This window comes from Cupriavidus sp. IK-TO18 (assembly GCF_015549295.1).
Lineage (GTDB): Bacteria > Pseudomonadota > Gammaproteobacteria > Burkholderiales > Burkholderiaceae > Cupriavidus > Cupriavidus oxalaticus_A.
In genome coordinates this window covers 1-19,044 of sequence record NZ_JADGMP010000054.1, presented here as the reverse complement: position 1 = coordinate 19,044, position 19,044 = coordinate 1, and the positions used below count along the sequence as shown (strand labels likewise).

General features: G+C 67.6%; 18 protein-coding genes. 6 read left to right on the top strand and 12 right to left on the bottom strand.

Annotated elements, in window-relative coordinates; genetic code table 11:
- Window positions 1–52: 52 nt before the first annotated feature.
- From IPF36_RS32865 to IPF36_RS32850, 4 genes are all read right to left on the bottom strand, one after another.
- Window positions 53–388 (bottom strand): hypothetical protein, encoded by a 336-nt coding sequence (locus IPF36_RS32865; protein ID WP_133098587.1) that lies wholly within the window; start codon window positions 386–388, stop codon window positions 53–55.
- Between the two features lie 100 nt (window positions 389–488).
- Window positions 489–1,733, bottom strand: coding sequence for an NADH-quinone oxidoreductase subunit F (locus tag IPF36_RS32860; protein ID WP_195432137.1), 1,245 nt, complete (start codon window positions 1,731–1,733; stop codon window positions 489–491).
- Window positions 1,734–1,752: 19 nt separating this feature from the next.
- Window positions 1,753–3,402, bottom strand: coding sequence for an FAD-binding protein (locus IPF36_RS32855; protein WP_135705145.1), 1,650 nt, complete (start codon window positions 3,400–3,402; stop codon window positions 1,753–1,755).
- Window positions 3,403–3,417: 15 nt separating this feature from the next.
- Window positions 3,418–4,056: a 2Fe-2S iron-sulfur cluster-binding protein gene (locus tag IPF36_RS32850; protein ID WP_133098590.1), complete on the bottom strand. Its 639-nt coding sequence runs from the start codon at window positions 4,054–4,056 to the stop codon at window positions 3,418–3,420.
- 105 nt (window positions 4,057–4,161) lie between these two features.
- On the opposite strand from IPF36_RS32850, the gene IPF36_RS32845 reads away from it, so the two are divergent.
- The 6 genes from IPF36_RS32845 to IPF36_RS32820 all read left to right on the top strand — a co-directional run bounded on the left by IPF36_RS32845 (window position 4,162) and on the right by IPF36_RS32820 (window position 11,630).
- The gene (locus IPF36_RS32845) at window positions 4,162–5,604 is read left to right on the top strand and encodes an anion permease (protein WP_195432136.1); all 1,443 of its coding nucleotides are present in this window, start codon (window positions 4,162–4,164) and stop codon (window positions 5,602–5,604) included.
- Between the two features lie 95 nt (window positions 5,605–5,699).
- Entirely contained in the window at window positions 5,700–6,557 is an 858-nt protein-coding gene (locus IPF36_RS32840; protein ID WP_368671212.1) for a DUF2950 domain-containing protein, read from the top strand.
- Window positions 6,554–7,696 carry a DUF3300 domain-containing protein gene (locus IPF36_RS32835; RefSeq protein WP_195432133.1) on the top strand — a complete coding sequence of 381 codons (1,143 nt, stop codon included), beginning with the start codon at window positions 6,554–6,556 and terminating at the stop codon, window positions 7,694–7,696. Before IPF36_RS32840 ends, IPF36_RS32835 begins: the two co-directional genes overlap by 4 nt.
- Window positions 7,697–8,145: 449 nt before the next feature.
- Window positions 8,146–9,066: a TauD/TfdA family dioxygenase gene (locus IPF36_RS32830; protein WP_195432156.1), complete on the top strand. Its 921-nt coding sequence runs from the start codon at window positions 8,146–8,148 to the stop codon at window positions 9,064–9,066.
- 24 nt (window positions 9,067–9,090) lie between these two features.
- A complete protein-coding gene (locus IPF36_RS32825) occupies window positions 9,091–10,152 on the top strand; it encodes a 3-keto-5-aminohexanoate cleavage protein (RefSeq protein ID WP_133098594.1) in 1,062 nt (353 codons plus the stop codon).
- Window positions 10,153–10,331: 179 nt separating this feature from the next.
- Complete coding sequence (locus IPF36_RS32820; RefSeq protein ID WP_195432132.1) at window positions 10,332–11,630, top strand: multidrug effflux MFS transporter; 1,299 nt, start codon at window positions 10,332–10,334, stop codon at window positions 11,628–11,630.
- Window positions 11,631–11,676: 46 nt separating this feature from the next.
- Here IPF36_RS32820 and mdcH read toward each other — a convergent pair whose 3' ends face one another.
- From mdcH to IPF36_RS32780, 8 genes are all read right to left on the bottom strand, one after another.
- Entirely contained in the window at window positions 11,677–12,609 is a 933-nt protein-coding gene (gene mdcH / locus IPF36_RS32815; RefSeq protein ID WP_195432131.1) for a malonate decarboxylase subunit epsilon, read from the bottom strand.
- On the bottom strand, window positions 12,597–13,253 hold the full coding sequence (locus IPF36_RS32810) for a malonate decarboxylase holo-ACP synthase (protein ID WP_195432130.1): 657 nt from the start codon (window positions 13,251–13,253) through the stop codon (window positions 12,597–12,599). The genes mdcH and IPF36_RS32810 overlap by 13 nt, the downstream gene beginning before the upstream one ends.
- Window positions 13,241–14,077 (bottom strand): biotin-independent malonate decarboxylase subunit gamma, encoded by an 837-nt coding sequence (gene mdcE / locus IPF36_RS32805; protein WP_195432129.1) that lies wholly within the window; start codon window positions 14,075–14,077, stop codon window positions 13,241–13,243. Before mdcE ends, IPF36_RS32810 begins: the two co-directional genes overlap by 13 nt.
- Window positions 14,074–14,925, bottom strand: a complete 852-nt coding sequence (locus IPF36_RS32800) for a biotin-independent malonate decarboxylase subunit beta (RefSeq protein WP_195432128.1) — start codon at window positions 14,923–14,925, stop codon at window positions 14,074–14,076. The genes mdcE and IPF36_RS32800 overlap by 4 nt, the downstream gene beginning before the upstream one ends.
- The gene (locus tag IPF36_RS32795; protein WP_195432127.1) at window positions 14,922–15,239 is read right to left on the bottom strand and encodes a malonate decarboxylase subunit delta; all 318 of its coding nucleotides are present in this window, start codon (window positions 15,237–15,239) and stop codon (window positions 14,922–14,924) included. The genes IPF36_RS32800 and IPF36_RS32795 overlap by 4 nt, the downstream gene beginning before the upstream one ends.
- Window positions 15,239–16,186, bottom strand: coding sequence for a triphosphoribosyl-dephospho-CoA synthase (locus tag IPF36_RS32790; protein WP_195432126.1), 948 nt, complete (start codon window positions 16,184–16,186; stop codon window positions 15,239–15,241). The genes IPF36_RS32795 and IPF36_RS32790 overlap by 1 nt, the downstream gene beginning before the upstream one ends.
- Complete coding sequence (mdcA, locus tag IPF36_RS32785) at window positions 16,186–17,844, bottom strand: malonate decarboxylase subunit alpha (protein ID WP_133098601.1); 1,659 nt, start codon at window positions 17,842–17,844, stop codon at window positions 16,186–16,188. Before mdcA ends, IPF36_RS32790 begins: the two co-directional genes overlap by 1 nt.
- A gap of 135 nt (window positions 17,845–17,979) precedes the next feature.
- Window positions 17,980–18,897 carry a LysR substrate-binding domain-containing protein gene (locus tag IPF36_RS32780; RefSeq protein WP_135705132.1) on the bottom strand — a complete coding sequence of 306 codons (918 nt, stop codon included), beginning with the start codon at window positions 18,895–18,897 and terminating at the stop codon, window positions 17,980–17,982.
- Window positions 18,898–19,044: the final 147 nt, after the last annotated feature.

Sequence of the window (19,044 nt, the reverse complement as noted above, 5' to 3'; positions counted from 1 at the left end):
GCGATTGCTGCCGGGATCACCAGCACATGGCGGACGCCTGCCGCGGCGCCTTTCAGCGCCCCATGCGGCGGTCATAGCTGCGGGAAACGCGCTCGATCAGGCCTGGATCGCGCGTGCTTGCGGCATTGAACTCCACCCGCACGCTGCCGTCGCCTTGCTGGCGGACAGTGGCCGTGACGGTATCGCCATCTTTGCTGCCGACGACCGTGCCGGCCATCGCGTCCTGATTGGCGATCACCAGGCCCTGGTCGCGCATGGCATCCGCGGCCGCATAGAACGAACGATCGTAGCTGGCCGGCGCGCCCGCCGTGGGTGGATAGCCATAGTACGTGCAGCCCGCCAGCGACAGCATGGCAGCGGCAATCAGGGCAATGCGCGTGGGCTTCATGGTGGTACGCTCCTCTTCCAGTGGTGGCCGTGGCCAGGGGGCCGGCGCGCCCAGGGCCTCGCGAAGCACCGGACGTCTGCTTCGTGCCTGCTTCGTGCGGCTATGCCATCAGAAGCGCCTCATATTCTTCCCGGAACTGGTCGAGGGAGCTGTCTACCACCGTCACGGCGCCGTCGATCAGGCCGCAGCGCCCGCTGCCGGGAAGGATGCGGCACAGGTTTTCCAGCGCTTCCACGTCGGCGCGCACGCCGCGGCCGGTATCGATCCGGTTGAGCAGGCGCATCAGCTGGAAGGTGCCGCCCTTGCATGGCGGGCACTGGCCGCACGAACCCTGGGCGAAGAAGCTCACGTACTCGGCCACCTTGCGGACGATGCTGGTGCCTTCCGACACCACGATCATCGCGCCGGTCCCCAGCCGCGAGCGCCGCTGCCGCACGGAATCGAAGTCCAGTGCCACGTCGAGGTCGCGCTTCGTCAGCAGGGTATTGGAAGGCCCGCCCGTGAAGACCGCCTTGAATTCCTTGCCCTGGAGCATGCCGCCGCCATGCCCGAACACCAGCGTCTCCAGGCTCGTGCCCATCGGCAGCTCATACAGCCCGGGCCGCAACACGTCGCCCGACAATGAATACAGCTTGGTGCCGGCGGCGTTGCCGATGCCGAGACTGCGATACCACTGCGCCCCGTGGCGCATGATGCCGGGCACGTGGGCCAGCGTCTCGGTGTTGTTGACGACGGTGGGCGCGCCATGCACGCCGTGCTGGGCCGGGAAAGGCGGCTTGCGGCGCGGGAACGGGAACCCGCCCTCGACGCTTGCGATCACCGCGGTTTCCTCGCCGCCGATGTACAAGCCGGAGCTCGGCACGACGCCGAGCGATACCGGCCCGCCTACCAGTTGCGCCAGCTCGGCGAACTGCGCGTGCGCCTGCCACTGCCGCACGGCCTGGCGCGTCATGTCCAGCGCAAGCGGCTGGTGCGGATTGACGTACAGCACGACATGGTTGGCACGGGTGGCGGCCGCGGCGATCAATGCGCCCTCGATCACCTGGTGCGGCGTATGCTCCAGCAGGAACCGGTCCTTGAACGTCCCCGGCTCGTCTTCATTGCCATTGCAGATGATGTATTTGTCGCCATCCGGGGTCGCTGCCACCGGTGCCCATTTGCGATGCGTGGCGAAGCCGGCGCCGCCCATGCCGCGCAGGTCCGCCTGTTCGATTTCGGCGATGATCGTGGCCGGATCGCGCAGCGCCCTGGCCAGCCCCTCTCCGCCGCCCCGCGCAAGCCAGCGCTCCAGGTCCGCACCGACGCGGATTTCCTTGTTGAGGAGTACCTGATTCAGGGGTTCCATCGCGCGCTCCGTCGATCGCTCACCGCGTGCCGCCGACCGTGCGGCCCCGTACGCCGGCGCCCAATCCGGCATCGACACGCAGGTCGAAATGCGCGTAGCCGGGGAACAGCTGCGGTGCCTTGACATGCAGCGGCAGCCCGGCGAGCGTCAGTTCCCGCTGCCACGCATGCACGTGGCCGATGCCGGCGCGCACGGCCATCGCGCCGCGCCCTGCCTGTGCCGCGCTAACTCCGGCACGCCGGCCCATGCTCAGGATGTCGAGCAGCGCGTTGCCCATCAGCCGGTTGCGCCCGTGGATGCCGCCCGTGACCTCGCCCACGCAGTAAAGTCCCGGCACGCTGGTCGCGCCGTCCTTGTCGATGGCAACGCCACCATTCTGGTAATGCAGGGTCGGATAGACCAGGAAAGGCTCCTGCGCCGCGTCCTGCCCGCACTTGTGCGCGAGATGGCGCAGCGTGACCAGGCGCTTGGCCAGGATGCCGGGGTTTTCCATTTCCAGCGTCGGCGTGTCGAGGAAGACCCCGACCTGCCCGCCCCGCTCGATGCCGCGGCCCTGCGCGCATTCGCGCAGGATCGCGGAGGCCACAATGTCGCGCGGCTTGAGCTCATCGACGAAGCGCTCGCCCTCGCCGTTGATCAGCCGTGCGCCGGCCGAGCGCGCGGCCTCGGAGATCAGGCCGCCCGCCAAGTGCGGCGGGTAGGCGATGCCGGTGGGGTGGTACTGGAACGAATCGAGCTCGCGCAGCCGCGCGCCGAGCCGATAGGCAAGCACCAGACCGTCCGCGGTCGCGCCGTAGTGATTGGACGTGGGGAAGCTGTTCAGGTGCAGCCGCCCCGCCCCGCCGGTGGCGAGAATCACGGCACGGGCGCGCACCAGCATGAAGGTGCGCCATTCGAGGTTGTAGATCACGGCGCCGGCGCAGCGGCCGCGCTCGTCGGACAGCAGCTCGACCGCGGGGCAGCGGTTCCACACTGCAACCCCGGGCTCCAGGTCCACCGCCTCGCGCAGCACGCGCATCATCTCCAGCCCGGTGTAGTCCCGATAGGACAGGATGCGCGCGGCCGACGCCCCGCCCGGCTTCTTGCGCAGCAGGTTGCCGCCAAAGGGCCGGTCTTCTTCCTGGTCGAACATCATGCCCAGCCGGATCAGCCAGCGGATCACGTCGGGCCCGTCCATCACCATCTGCGCAACAAGCTCGGGCTCGCCGCGGAAATGCCCCGCGCGCAGGGTGTCCTCGAAGTGAAGCTGGGGACTGTCATCCTCGCCGATGGCCGCCTGGATGCCGCCCTCGGCCATCACGGTATTGCTGTCGCCAAGACGCAGCTTGGTGGCAAGGATCACCTGCGCGCCCTGCCCGGCGGCGGTCAGTGCCGCCGCGCAGCCGCCCCCGCCGCCGCCGATGATCAGCACATCGGTGGAGACCAGCTGCGCACCGGCGATGTCGACATCGTCGATCAGCGCGTTAGCCTGCAGGCAGCGCGCGAGATCCGGCTGGCAGGGTTCGCCGCGGTTCACGCCGACGGCCAACGCGACGCGCGCATTGGGCCCGTGGTCGGGGTGATAGGCCTTGAGCAGGGCGTCAACGTTGGTCTCGTCGCTGCGCATCGGCGCGGCCACACCGGGCCGGTAGCGCCGGCGCGCTTCGTCGTAGGGGATGCCGGTCGGCATGGTCGTGTGCCTCCGTCAGCGCGGCGGCTGTGCGCCGGGCGCGTCGAAGTCGATCGTCATCGCCCCGCTTTCGATCTGCTGCAGGCGCAGCATCAGGTTGGCGGGCCGCAGTGTCTGCGCCGCGATCATGCGCCGCACGAACAGGCCGAGATGATTGGGGCGGATGTGTTCCGGACAGGCCAGCGTGCAGAGGTTGCACATGACGCATTCGTCGAAGACCTGGCTGGCAGCGGTGAGCTTGCCTTCGACGGCGAGCTGCACGCCCTGCTGGACCTCGAGTTGCTTCGGGCAGGCGCGGTCGCAGCCGCTGCAGTGGCGGCAATGCGCGGCCTCGGGGAAGGTGGTGGCGATCGTCCGCAGTGCATCCCAGCTCTCGCCGATCTCTTCCATGCGGTAGACGTGCCGCTCCGTCGCCGTAAAGTAGTCCAGGAACGCGACCTGCATGCCGTCTTCGACGAGCGTCTCGCACGCCAGCGCCGTGCGCACGTCCTGCTCGCCGCTGCGCCGCACCATGACCCGGCACGAGCCGCACACGCCCTGGCCCATGCATCCCACGCCTTCGACCAGCGTTTCCCCCGCGTGCAGGAAGGCCTGCAGGATGGAGCAGTTCGCCGGTGCTTCGATCTGCCGCCCTTCGATGCTCAGACGTACCATCGCATGCCCCGTGGAATCGGCGGCGCCCACTTCACACTGGCGCCAGGGTCGAAAAGGTCATATAAAACCATAGCACACCGAAGGTCTTTGCCTAAGGGAGCCGTAATGGAAACCTGGCTGAAGGCGCTTGCGCCCGTCATTGCAGCGATCGTAGTCGCCGTGATCCCGGCCCCAGAGGGACTTGCGCTGCACACGTGGCTATACTTCGCGATCTTCGTGGGCGTCATCGTCGGGCTGATGCTCGAGCCGCTGCCCGGTGCCGCCATCGGCTTGCTGGCGGTGACGCTGGTGACGGTGCTGTGCGAATGGGTGTTCTACAGCCCCGAGCAACTCGCAATGCCAGGCTTCAATCCTGCGAACGCGGCCCTGGCGTGGGCACTTTCCGGATTCGCCAACAGCACGGTGTGGCTGATCTTCGGCGCCTTCATGTTCGCGCTCGGATACGAAAAGACCGGGCTGGGCCGGCGCATCGCGCTCTTGCTGGTGCGGGCCATGGGGCGCAGGACGCTGACGCTGGGCTATGCGGTGATGATGGCCGACGCACTGCTGGCGCCGTTCACCCCTTCCAATACCGCGCGCAGCGGCGGCACGATCTTTCCCGTCATCCGCAACCTGCCGCCGCTCTATGACTCGAAGCCGAACGATCCGTCGGCGCGGCGGATCGGCTCGTACATCATGTGGACCGCGATCGCCACCACGTGCGTGACCAGTTCGATGTTCCTCACCGCGCTGGCGCCCAACCTGCTCGCCGCCGAACTGATCCGCAAGATGGTCCAGGTCGACCTGAGCTGGATGCGGTGGTTCATGGCCTTCGCGCCGGCAGGCATCGTGTTGTTGCTGGCCGTGCCGCTGCTCGCATACCTGCTGTATCCGCCGGAAGTGAAGCAAGGCACCGAGGTGCCGGCCTGGGCGGCGCAGGAACTGCAGAAGATGGGCCCGCCAAACCGGCGCGAGCTGCTGCTTGCCCTGCTGGTGCTGATCGCGCTGGCGCTGTGGATCTTCGGGGACAAGCACGTCAACGCGACCACCGCGGCGCTGATGGTGATTGCCCTGATGCTGGTGACCGGTGTCGTGACCTGGGATGACATGCTGTCCAACAAGCAGGCGTGGAATACCCTGGCCTGGTTTGCAACGCTGATCGCGCTGGCCGACGGCCTGAGCCGGACCGGCTTCGTCAAATGGTTTGCCGACACCATGGCAAGCCACATGAGCGGCCTGTCGCCGATGACGGCTGCGGTAACGCTGGTGCTGGTCTTCTATTTCACGCACTACATGTTCGCCAGCGTCACCGCCCATACGACGGCAATGCTTCCGGTCATGCTCAGCGTCGGCTCGACCATTCCCGGCCTGCCAATGGAGTCCTTTGCGCTGATGCTGGCCCTGACGCTGGGCATCATGGGCATCCTGACACCTTATGGCACCGGTCCGAGCCCGGTCTACTTCGGCAGCGGCTACCTGCCCGCCGGAGACTACTGGCGGCTTGGCGCCATCTTCGGCGTGATCTACATCGCCGCGTTCCTGGCGCTCGGCGTGCCGCTGCTGCTTTGAAACGGAGCCCTCCTGCCATGCCCTACGAACCGAGTCCCCCGCATAAGCCGGCGATTGCGCGATCCCGGGGTTTTTCGCCTGGTGCAGCCGCCGCCGTGGCCTGCCTTTACCTGCTCGCACCAACTCCGGCGCATGCCCAGGCGCGCCAGGTCTTCGCTTCGCCCGATGCGGCAATGGCGGCTTTCGGCCAGGCGGTGCGCGCCGACGACGAGGCCGCCATGCGCCGCATGCTGGGGCCGAAATTCCGCGACATCATTCCGCCGGCCGGCGCCGAAGTACGGAAACGGTTCAACACCGCCTGGGCGCAATCGCATCGCTTGCAGCAGGCGGACAAACATGCCCTCATCGCGGTCGGCGACGATGGCTGGACCCTGCCGGTGCCGCTGGTCAAGGCGCCAGGCGGCTGGCAATTCGACACGCGGGCGGGTGTCGAGGAAATGCGCGTGCGCCGCATCGGCCGCAACGAGCTTGCGGTGATCCAGACCATGCAGGCGATCTGCGATGCGCAAGCGGAATACGCCCAGACGATGCACGATGGCGAGAAGCGGCTGGTCTACGCCAGCAGGCTGTCCAGCACCCCGGACAAGCATGACGGGCTCTATTGGCCGACCACCTCGAGCGAGTCACCGAGCCCGCTCGGCCCGGCTTTCCGCGACGCCGGCACGCGCAATGCAAGCAAGGACGGTTACCACGGCTACCACTACAAGCTACTGACCGCGCAAGGGCCGCATGGCGACGGCGGTGCGCTCAATTATGTCGTCGACGGCAAGCTGTTCGGCGGCTTCGCGGTCATGGCCTGGCCGGTGCGCTACGGCGACACCGGCGTGATGAGCTTCATCGTCAGCCACAAGGGGCAAGTGTACGAACGCGACCTGGGGCCCAACAGCGTGGCCAAGGCCGCTGCAACGAAAACCTTTGACCCAGCCCCGGGCTGGAGGAAGGTGTCGCCATGAGCCATCGCATCCTCACCATGGCCTGCTGCGGCGTACTGGCACTGGCCGGATGCCAGGGCGCCGGGCCGCCGGCCGCAACGCCGGCGTCCGCGCTGCCTGGCGGCGGCCCGACCCAGGCCCAGCGCGAACCCGCCCCGTACAAGGCAGAAGAAATCGAGGCCCTGGTCGCCCCGATCGCGCTCTACCCCGATCCGCTGCTGTCGCAGGTGCTGATGGCGTCCACCTATCCGCTGGAGGTCGCCCTCGCCGCGCGCTGGCTCAAGGAGCGCCCTGACCTGAAGGGCGATGCCGCGGTCAAGGCGGTGCAGAACGAAACCTGGGACGTCAGCGTGAAATCGCTGGTGGCGTTTCCGCAGATCCTTGGACCCATGGGCGACAAGCTGGACTGGACCCAGAAGCTGGGCGATGCCTTCCTGGCCCAGCAGAAGGACGTGATGGCTGCGGTGCAACGCCTGCGCGTGCGCGCCCAGCAGGCCGGCCACCTCAAGTCGGGGCCGCAGCAAACTGTGATCGTGGAACCCGCGACCGCGGCCGAATCCACGCAGCAGACCATCGTGCGCATCGAACCCGCGCAGCCCGACTTGATCTACGTGCCGGTGTATGACCCCGCCATTGTCTATGGCGGCTGGGGCTATGCAGGATACCCGTACTACTATTGGCCGCCCTACGGACCCTACTATCCTGGCGACGCCTTCCTTGGCGGCATCGCATGGGGCGTCGGCCTGGCCGCGGCCGTCGCCATCTTCGGCGACTGCGACTGGAACAACGGCGGCGTCCATGTGGAGCACCACAAGGCGCGCAACATCGACCGCAACTTCGACGCCAGCAAGCTGGATAAAGGCCGCTGGCAGCACGACGCGCGGCACCGCCAGGGGGTGGCCTACCGCGACAGCGCCACGCGCGAAAGATTTGGCAGGAGCACCGCCGATGCGTCGGGCCGCGCCGGCTTCCGCGGGCGCGACGCCACCGGCGGCCGGGACAACGGCTTCCAGGGCGTGGGCCGCGGCGGCAGTGCCGTGCAGCGTGATGTCAGCCGCGGAAACCAGAGCCTGCACTCGGGCGGCGGCCGGGCCGGCGGATTTGGCGGCGGACGCGGCGGAGGCTTTGGCGGCGGGCGTGGTGGCGGTGGACGACGTTAGGGAACCAATGCCCGTTTGGAGTGGTGCACTGGCACCTGGCTCCCGACATGACCGGATTCCCGAAGCGCAAGGGAAATCCATCGGCACAAAGACGCAGAATATCCATCCTCGCGCCCCCTCCTTCGCGCGCTGGAATGACGCCGGCGCCAGTCGCGTCAGCCGAGAGCTCCTTATTCTTGCCGGCTAGCCGCCCTGATTTGACCACGATCAAGTCCGAGTCATCCGGCGCCGTTTCCTGGCGCCGAACGCAAAGCTTCTGGCATGGAAAGCAAAGTCCGGACGTAGCCCCCACGCTTACCTTGATGACAACGCAATATGCGTTGGACCCATATCAAGAGGAGACACAGAATGGCTACACCCGGTTATTGCATTGCGCATCTTGTTGCCGAAGTCTGCCTTGCTGAATTAGCACATTCCGATTCAGTCATGGTGCGTTCGGAGGCCGAATGATGCGCGTAGAACAACTGACCGCCAGCATCGGCGCCGAACTCGTTGGCGTGAAACTCTCCGATGCCATTCATGACGATGGCTTGTTCAATGAGATCCGCGCCGCGTTGCTGCGGCACAAGGTTCTGTTCCTGCGAGACCAGGATATTGCTCGCGCCGAGCATGTCGCGTTTGCCGAGCGCTTTGGCAAGCTCGAAGACCATCCCGTTGCCGGCAGCCATCCGGAGCATCCGGGTCTCGTCCAGATCTACAAGCGGCCGGACCAGCCGATGGACCGCTACGAAAACGCCTGGCATACCGATGCCACGTGGCGCGAGGCACCTCCGATGGGCTGTGTCCTTCGCTGTGTAGAAACCCCTCCGGTCGGCGGCGACACGATGTGGACGAACATGGTTCTCGCGTACGAGAACCTGCCCGGTCACGTCAAGGCGCAAATTGCCGGCCTGAGAGCACGTCACAGCATCGAGGCGAGTTTCGGCGCGGCCATGCAAATCGAGAAGCGCCTGGCGCTGAAGGCGCAGTACCCGGATCCCGAGCATCCGGTGGTACGAATGCACCCGGAAACCGGCGAGCGGATCCTCTTCGTCAATGCCTTTACCACGCATCTCACCAACTTCCATACGCCTGCGTACGTGCGCTATGGCCAGGATTACAACCCCGGTGCGGCCGACCTGCTGCGTTACCTGGTGAGCCAGGCCTTCATTCCCGAATACCAGGTGCGCTGGCGCTGGAAGGCCAACAGCATGGCGATCTGGGATAACCGCAGCACCCAGCACTACGCGGTAATGGACTACGCGCCCTGCCATCGCAAGATGGAGCGCGCCGGCATTGTCGGCGACAAGCCGTTCGGCATTGGCGAGAAGCCATTCGGAATCGGCGAGGGCGACGTCAAGCGACACGCCGCACAGCCGGCCCAGGCCTGAACTATTTATCCCAAGGAGAGAGACATGGATTTCATCGACGGTTCGCTGTTCCCGGAGAACCAGCAGAAGCTGGTCATCACCGCAGCCCCTTATGGCCCGGAATGGATGCCTTCGGATTTTCCGCAAGATATTCCGGTGACGATGGAGGAACAGATCCAGAAGGCAGTGGACTGCTACAACGCCGGCGCTACCGTGCTGCACGTTCACGTACGCGAAGCCGATGGGAAAGGCTCGAAGCGCCTGTCCAAGTTCAATGAGTTGCTTGCCGGCATCCGGGCACGCGTGCCGGACATGATCCTGCAAGTGGGCGGATCGATCTCGTTTGCGCCGGAGAGCGAGGGGGATGTGGCCAGGTGGCTGTCGGACGATACCCGCCATATGCTTGCGGAACTGAAGCCGACGCCGGACCAGGTGACGATCGCGATCAACACCAACCAGATGAATGTGGTCGAGCAGATGTGCGCGGCAGATGTGGCCGGAACGTCCCTGGCCGAGCCGGCTAATTATCGCGCCTATCGCGAGATGACCATCCCCGCCGGACCGGAATGGGTGGAAGAGCATATCCGCCGGCTCAGCAGCAACGGCATCCAGACCCACTTCCAGCTTGCCAACATCGCGCAACTGGAAACGGTAGAGCGGATGATGCGCCGGGGCACCTGCAACGTGCCACTGATCCTGACCTGGGTGGCAATCGGCGGCGGCTTCGAAGCGCCCAACCTCTACAACCTGGCGAACTTCGTGAGGGCCTGCCCCAACGGCTCGGTGCTGACCCTGGAAACCTCGATGCTCAACGTGCTTCCGCTCAACATGATGGCTATCGCCATGGGGCTGCACGTGCGTTGTGGTATCGAGGACAACATCTGGACGCAGCGGCGGGACCGCAAGACGGGCACGGTCGAACAGATCGAGCAACTCGTGCGCATCTCGCGGGAGTTCGGCCGGGACGTTGCCAGTGCGAAGGAAGCGCGTGAGATCTACAAGATCGGCACGTTCTACGACGGCGCCGACGAGACGCTGGCGCAGAATGGTTTCGCGCCGAACCGCAAGCCTGGCCAGGTCGGGTTCACCCAGCACGCACGCCGTTGATCTGAAAGGATCAGGCCGCGTGGAGGTACAGAGATCCTCCGTCCCTGTACCTGCCCTGATCGCGTCTAGCATGTGAAGCGCCCGCACCCGGCGCGCTCCACCTGCTGGGGAAGACAGTCGCCTCGTTATATCCAGCCGGGTATTCATGTATGGATAGCACGATGTCACGCGAAGATTCCATGAGCCTGCAGTATCCGGAGACACGCGCGCAGGTGTCGGCCACAACCAGCACCGGCCCTCGCTTTACGATACTCGTGGGCGGCCTTGTGATGCTGGGCCAATTCGCCATCGGGACCTATCTACCAGCCTTCGGCTCGCTCAGCACGTCTTTGTCGGCCAGTCCGGCACAAGTACAGCAGTCTCTGACGGCATACATGCTTCCTTTCGGGCTGATGATGCTGTGGCATGGAGCAATCTCCGACGCAATCGGGCGTCGCAGATCCGTCCTCGCCGGACTCGCGCTGTTCGCCCTGGGGTCGCTGGTCTGTGCAGCGGCTTCGCAAATAGGGACCCTGTACGCCGGCCGCATCATGCAGGGGCTGAGTGCGGGAGTTGGGGCCGTCGTTGGCCGGGCCATGGTCCGGGACGTTGCCAGCGGGGCAACCGCTCAAAGGCAACTGGCACTGGTCGGCATGCTGTTCGCGCTGGCCCCTGCGCTGGCACCAGTCTGCGGTGGCTGGCTGCTGGCCTGGGCGGGCTGGCGCAGCATCTTTCTCTTCCTTGCTCTGCTGTCCGCAGGCTTGCTCGGGGCCTGCTGGCTTTGGCTGCCTGAAACCCTGCCGCCACCTGAACGGCATGTGCTGCATCCCATCCGGCTTGCTCAGGCGTATGGCAACGTTCTTTCGCATCGCAGCTTTGTGTTGTTGGCGCTGGCCAATGCTAGCGTCAACATGGCCATCTACGTCTATGTACTCGGTGCTCCCAGTTTCGTTACGCAGCACCTCGGATTGAATGCGCAATCCTTCGCATGGCTGTTCGTGCCGATTGTTGCGGGATTGCTGCTAGGCTCGCTCGCGCTATTTCGTCTTGCTGGCAGGGTGAGCCCATGGAAGACCATCGCGGGGGGGCACATCGTCATGTTCGCCGCGGCATTGGTCAATCTTTCCCTCGGCGTGTTCCATGCATCCGCGCTGCCGTGGATCGTGACGGCTCTTCCCTGCTTTGCCTTCGGCATGATGCTGACCCAGCCGAGCCTGCAATTGCTGGCTCTGGATTGCGCCCCGGCGCGCCGAGGCCTGGCGGCCAGTTGCTACCTGACGTTTCAACAGGTCGGGAATGCGTTGTTGTCCGCGCTGGTCATGCCGCTCCTTGCTGTCTCCCTTACGCGAATGGCACTTGGCATGCTGTCGATCCAATGCCTTGGCGCGCTCCTGGCCTACTTGGCGCTACGTTCAATGGACCGATCGCAATCCATGAATGGGGCCGGCGGATCTGGCGGCGGGAGAGGCGGGAGAGGCGGGAGAGGCGGGAGAGGCTAGCGGGAGCCGGTGCGAACGCCTCTGTCCGCTCTGGTTTGGACCTGCTTCAGGGACTCGCCCGCGTGCGCCGCATCAGCGCCACGATCGAATCCAGCCGCGTCCGGTCGCACGCCAGCGGCATGCCGTCGGCGAACATTGGCTGGGCCAGGCGCGTCAGCACGTCGCCCGGCGGCGCTTCCACCACCAGCCGTGCGCCATTGGCATGTGCCAGCAGCATGGTTTCATGCCAGCGCACCGGCGTGGCCATGTTCAGCGCCAGGTCGTCGGCGATCCTGCGCGGGTCGCGCAGCTCGCGCGCCTTGCTGGCGCTGAAATAACGCAGCGAGGGCGCGCACAGCGCCACGCCCTGCATGGCCTGTTGCAGCGCCTGCGCCGCGGCATCGAGCAGCGGGCAATGCGATGGCACATGGATGGCGACCGGCTTTGCGGCCTGCGCGCCGGCGGCAAGCGCCAGCGCTGATACCTCGGCCATCGCCGCCTCGCTGCCGGCGATCACGATCTGCGTCGGGGCGTTGAAGTTAGCCGGGTATACCGGCCGTTGCGGCGAGCACACCTGCGCCACCAACGGTGCGAGCCGGTTGCGGTCGAGCCCCAGGATGGCGGTCATGCCGTAGCCGGCGGGATAGGCCTGCGCCATCAGTTCCCCGCGCAGGCGCACCAGGCGCAAGGCATCGGCAAAGGAGAGCACGCCGGCAGTCACCGCGGCGGCATACGCGCCGATTGAAAGTCCGGCCACGGCGTCGGCGCGGGCGTCGTAAGCGGCCAGGCATCGTGCCATCGCCACGCCCGACGTCAGCAGGCACAGCTGCGTCCAGACCGTCGATTGCAGGCGCTCGGGCGTATCCATCCCTGCCGCCGGTACTTGCAGGACCTCCTCCGCTTCGGCCAGCACCGCCGCCACTGCCGGGTCGGCTGGCAGGTCCTTCAGCATGCCGGGGCGCTGTGTCCCCTGCCCGGGGAACGTGATCAGGACTTGCATGGCGATGGCTGCCACGGATCGTCGCACAGGCACGGTCCGTGGTCCGTCTTCAGCAGCACCCTGCCCCCGCTGCGCAGGCGTTCCAGCAGCGAAAAGCCGCCGTACGGTGTCGCGATCTGGATGTCGACGCGGACCGGCGCGTTGCGCTGCAGTTCGCCAAGCAACTCGAGATGGCCCGCCGCCAGCGGCTGGTCTGCCGTCACGACCAGATCCAGGTCGCTGTCGGCATGCAGCACGTTCTGCGCGCAGGCCAGCGAGAAGCCGGCGCTGCCGGTCACGCCCCAGCGGATGCCGGCGGCGTCGAGCCGGCCGGCGATGGCCTCGAGCGCGCGGATTGCCGGCAATGCCGCCAGGTCCGGGCGCAGGCGCCAGGCGCGCTGGGCGGCCAGCTCCATCGGCGTGACGAGCTTGCGCATCGCCGACGGCGCAATCCACGTGCCGAAGCGCTCTGCACGCGAGCGGCCGCGCAAGCCAACGGGGATCTCCCCCGGCCGGCGGCCGTCGCGACGCACGACCACCGGCGTGTCGTGCAGCGCCGGCAGCGAGACCCACGCCGGCAGCGCCGCGCCCTCCAGCGCGCTGGCCGGGTCGTCCAGCCAGACCAGGTCGTGCGGCGCGGGCGGCGCGAAATTCACGCTTGCCATTGCCGGGACAGGCACGCGCGTACCTCTGCCGACGCCTTCCGGTTGGCCCCGCCGAGGCGGCCTTGCAGGCCCGGCGTCGGGTCGCGGCGGATGTCGGCCAGCGCGGACAGGATGGTGTCGCGCGCGAGGAGCGCATCGGCCGCCACCGGCGCACTGGCCGACTCGACCTCGATCAGCCGCCACACGATGCCCAGCGTGGCGAAGTTCTCGATGTCGTAGGCCATCGGCGGTACTGTCGACGCCAGCGCCTCCAGGTCCTCGACCGTGCGCATGGTGATGCGGGCCGCGGCTTCCTTGCCCATCGCATGCACCAGCACGCCCGGGTCATTGAGCGCGATGATCCGGTTGGCCTGGTAGCCGTGCGCGAGGAAGGCGCCCGACATGGCGCGCCCGACAATCAGCGCCACCACCGGATGCCCGGCCAGGCGTGCCTCGGCATACGCGGCCACCGCGCCGGCCAGCGACTGGTGGATGCCCAGTGCCTCCTCGCGCCGGCCGTAGGCCTGGCTGGGCGTATCGACGATCGCCACGATGGCGCGCTTGACCGGCGCGGCGCGGTCCGCCTCGATCGCCTCGCGCACCGCGCGCGCCAGCGACCAGCCCTCGAGCAGTCCGGCTTCGCCGTTGCGCGCGCGCGGGAAGCGGCTGGCGGCATCGGGCACCAGCGCAATCCAGCGCACCGCGGCGCCGGCCAGTTCGCCGTCGGCCACCTGCACGGAATCCGGATAGCCCGGCTGGCGCGACGCCGCCGGCGCCAGCGCCTGCAGCCAGCGTTCGCCGCGGCTGGCTTCGCGCGCGGCAGCGGGATGAAGTGGTGCGTTCATGCGTCGGTCCCCCGTTGAAACAGTGCCTGCACCTGGGCGGGCGTGGGTTGGGCGCTGGCGTCGTACGCCTGCAGCGCGGCCAGGTATCGCGCGACTTGCTCGCTGCGATGGCTGGCGGCGACCGGCCCGCGCAGCAGCGCGGCAACCTGCGCGCGCATTGCGTCGCAGTCGTCGTCGACATACGCATCGGCGAAACCGGTGGCGACGCGCTGCGCGCCGCCGGTGAAGCTCCAGATAAAAGGCCGGTCGCGCGAGTCGTACTCGGCGATGCCCGCCTCCTGCTCGATCACGGCCGGGCCGTTCAGCCCCAGCCGGCCCTCCTGCGTCATCACCAGCGCGCTGCACAGGCCGGCTGCGATCGACATGCCGCCAAAGCAGCCCACCTGCCCCGCGATCACGCCGACCACCGGCTGGTAGCGGCGCAGGTCGACGATCGCCGCGTGGATCTCGGCAATCGCCGCCAGGCCAAGATTGGCCTCCTGCAGGCGCACGCCACCGGTTTCCAGCAGCAGCACCGCGCGCGTCGGTTCGCCGCGGCGGTTGTCTTCGGCCGCCAGTTCCAGCGCCCCGGCGATCTTGGCGCCACCGACCTCGCCCATGCTGCCGCCCTGGAAGGCCCCCTCGATGGCCAGCACCACCACCGGCATCCCGTCGATGCGCCCCTTGGCCACCACCACGCCGTCATCGCTCTGCGGCACCACGCCTTGCGGCGGCAGCCACGGCGACTGCAGGCCGTCGAACGGCCCCGCCAGTTCGCGGAAGGTGCCCGGGTCGAGCAATGCACGCGCGCGCTCGCGTGCGCCGAGTTCGATAAAACTGTTGCGCGCCAGCAGTTCCGCGGTGTTCATGCGCTGTCTCCTTGCTGCGGGCCGCCCAGCGCCTCGAACGCTTCCGCCAGGCGCATGCCGACCACGCCGGGCGTCGCGCCAAAGTCGTGGATGCGGATCTGCATCGATGCGCGCGGCTCGGCGGCGAAGACGCGCGAGAGCTGCGCATCCCAGACGCGGCCGTAGCCATTGACCGAGGTGGTGACCTCCACCGTGGTCCTGCCGCCCTGGCCCGGCTCGACCACTACCTCGAGGTCGCCCGACCCCACCACGCCGACCAGGACGCGTCCGGTAGCGGGTTGCCCCGCCGGGAATTCAAATCGCAGTTGTTCCATCACAGTCCCCTGAAGTCGTTTTTCGCTGCCGTCACGTTGGCCGTCCCGTCCAGTGACAGCCGGTCGAGGAAGATCGTCGCGGCCAGCAGGTCCGCCGCGCCGCCCGGCGAGGCCCTGCGGGCCAGCATGCCGGCATCGAGGCTGCGCAGATGGCGCCGCCCGGCGACCGTGCCCGCGCCGCCTGCCGACAACACCGCCTTCGCGCCGGCCTGCATGTAATCCAGCCCTTGCCGTCCTGACCGGGCCAGCACGCAGGTATCGTCCAGTTCGCTCATCAGCGCGAGCAGCGCGTTCAGGCGGGCCGTCGACTCGGTATCGCCGCGCGCGCGGCTGCGCTGCAGCGCCGGCAGCGCCAGCCGCGTCACGTGCGGGAAGCCCGCGCGCGCCTGGGCGCGCGCGCCGCCGACACCGTAGGCCAGACAGGCGAGTTCGCCCTTGTTGCCGGTGAGCCTTGGCCGGTGCCGGTCCGCCAGCGCGGCGATGGCGCCGGCCGTGGCGCTGATCGTCCCGGCACTGGCGGCCAGCCCTGCCGCGCTCGCGTGCGCCGCGGCGCCGACCAGCAGGCCGATGCACCAGATCGCTCCACGGTGCGTGTTGACACCGCCGGTGGCGGCCAGCATCACGGCCTCGGCCTCGCGGCCGAGCGCGCCCAGTTGTTCGCGCAGGCCATAGCCCACACGCGGCGCCCGCAGCCCGGCATCGGCCATGGCCGCGAACGACGGCCCCAGCGCGTGCGCCGAGCGCAGCATCAGCGGCAAGGTCAGGTCGGCATGGGCCCCGCTGCCGCGGCTGTCGACCAGGCCGGGCTTGGGCGAGAGCCGCGCTTCTTCGGCAATGGCGCCGACGGCGAGTCCCGCCAGCGCCTCGGCATGGGCCGAGGCCGCCGGGCGCTGCGCGGGCGCGTACGCGGCCTGCGCTTGCAGGATCCTTGCGGTGGCGGCTGCCATCACCAGCTCCGGAAGCGTGCCGGCGGCTCGTACAGCCCGCCGGACCAGTCGACCAGGTCGGCCATGCTCTTGGCCGCCAGCAGGCTGCGCGTGGCCTGGCTGCGCTGCACGCCCAGGTCTTCCGGCAGCGCGATCAGGCCGTCGCTGCGCATCCGGCGCGTGGTGGCGGGATCGTGCTTCAGGCCGATGGGCGTGACGCCGGCCACGGCGGCAATCATCCGGCGCCGCTCCTCCAGCGATTGCGCCTTGTAGAGGTAGGCGATGCCCTCTTCGGTCAGCACGTGCGTGACGTCGTCGCCGTAGATCATCACCGGCGCCAGCGGCATGCCGCTTTCGCGCGCGACCTCGACCGCATCCATCGATTCGACAAAGGTCGGCTTACCGCCGGCCTGGAAGGTCTCGACCATCTGCACCACCAGCTTGCGGCCGCGCGCGAGCGGGTCGTCGGTTTCGATCAGGTCGAGCCACGCCGGCGTCGGGTGGCGGCGCCCGCCCGGCTGGTGGCCCATGTTGGGCGCGCCGCCAAAGCCGGACAGCCGCCCGCGCGTCACCGTGGACGAATGGCCGTCGCCGTCGATCTGCAGCGTCGAGCCGATGAACAGGTCCACCGCATACTGGCCGGCAAGCTGGCAGAAGGCCCGGTTCGAGCGCATCGAGCCGTCCGCGCCGGTAAAGAAGACGTCCGGCCGCGCGGCGACGTAGGCTTCCATGCCCAGCTCGCTGCCGAAGCTGTGCACGCTCTCGACCCAGCCGGTCTCGATCGCCGGAATCAGCGTCGGGTGCGGGTTGAGCGTCCAGTACTTGCAGATCTTGCCCTTCAGCCCGAGCGACTCGCCGTACGTCGGCAGGATCAGCTCGATCGCCGCGGTGTTGAAGCCGATGCCGTGGTTGAGCGACTGCACCTGGTGGCGCTCGTAGATGCCGCGGATCGCCATCATCGCCATCAGCACGTGGACCGGCTTGATCAGCCGCGGGTCGCGCGTGAACAGCGGTTCGCAGAAGAATGGCTTGTCCGCCTGCACCACGTAGTCGATCCAGGAGCCCGGCACGTCGACGCGCGGCAGGCCCGCGGGATCGTCGACGATCTCGTTGACCTGCGCGATCACGAGCCCGTCGCGAAAGGCCGCGGCCTCGACCAGCGCCGGCGTGTCCTCAGTGCTCGGACCGGTGTAGAGGTTGCCCTGGCGATCGGCCTTGTAGCCGGCGATCAGCACCACATTGGGCACCAGGTCCACGTACAGCCGCGAATACAGCTCGATATAGGTATGGATCGCGCCGACTTCGAGCTGACCGTCCTCCAGGAACTGCGAGATGCGGATGCTTTGCGCCCCCGCGTACGAAAAATCCAGCTTGCGCGCGATGCCGCGTTCGAACAGGTCAAGGTGCTCGACCCGGCTGACGCTGGGAATGATCATGTGGAGCGCATTCACGCGCGCCGGATCGACCTGCGCCAGCGAGCGCGACAGGAAGTCGGCCTGCTTCTGGTTGTTGCCCTCCAGCACCACGCGGTCGCCGGACGCCAGCACGGCTTCCAGGAACGCGACGATGTCGCTGGTCGGCACCACCTTGCCGTCGGCAATGGCTGCGCCATTCTGCTTGCGGCGCGCCTTGGCTTGCCTGCGGGTATTCCACTGGCGGCCCGTGCTGGTGTTGGTCATCGCGTCTCCGGCTGGTGTCTGTCTGATGGCTCCACCTTAAACAGGCGGCGTCCGGCAAACAATCACGCCAGCAAATGAACCGTTACGCTGGCCGGAAGCGAGACCAGGGAGTGGGCGAAAAGCCGCCCGCGCCCCCTACTGGTCGGCTTCGCGCATCGCCATCCGGCACGCCGCTGCCAGCGCCAGCAGGTTGGGATCGCGCTCGCGGCGGCGCAGGAAGTTCAGCGCGATGGTCTGCTTGATGTCGTACTCGCCGGCCAGCGGCACGAACGCCACATTGCGCGAATACACGCCCTTCACCCGGCCCGGCAGCAGCGTGTATCCGATGCCGCCGCCCACCAGGTTCATCAGCGAAAAGATGTCGCCGACCTTCATCACCACATTAGGCGTGAATTCGGCAATACGGAACGCCTCGACAAAGCCGCTGTAGGTGACGAAGCCCTCGCTCAGGCTGACGAAGGGCTCGTCGCGGCAGGCACGCAGGTCCACCGCGGGCATCGAGGCATAGGGCGAACCGGCCGGCGCGGCAAAGAAGATATCGTCCTCGAACAGCGGGATCGACTCGATCTCCGGATCGGGCTCGGGCACGGCCATCAGCGCGGCGTCGATCGAGCCCTGCTTGAGCTTCTGCAGCAGGTCCGCGTTCGATCCCAGCATCAGCTCGGTCTGCAGCTCCGGGCGCCGCAGCTTCAGGCCGATCACGATCCTGGGCACGGTCTGGACCGTGAGCGAATAGAGCGAGCCGATCTTGAGGTGGTCGGCCGAAAAGCCGGCGGCCTCGCGCGTGGCGCGGATGCCGTCGGCCATGGCCTTGAGCACTTCCCTTGCCGTATCCGCCAGCACATGGGCGGCGTCGGTCGGGATCAGGTTGCGGCCCTCGTGGCGGAACAGCGCGCAGCTGGTGCCCTCTTCCAGCGAGTGCAGCGCGCGGTGCACGCTGACCGTGCTGGTATCCAGGATCTCGGCCGCCTTGGCCAGGTTGCCCGATTCCATGAACGCCAGCAGGGCTTCGAGTTTGCGGAAGGTGATCTCTTCGCCGATGCGGATTCTCATGGGTCGGGGGGCTGTGGTTGGGGCAGGCTCCTATCTTAGCTGCGTGGCGGGCAATGCGCACCGCTAACTGGACTGGCCGAGTTGCGTGAGGATCGCCGGGTTCTCCAGCGTCGAGGTGTCCTGCGTGATTGCCTCGCCCTTGGCCAG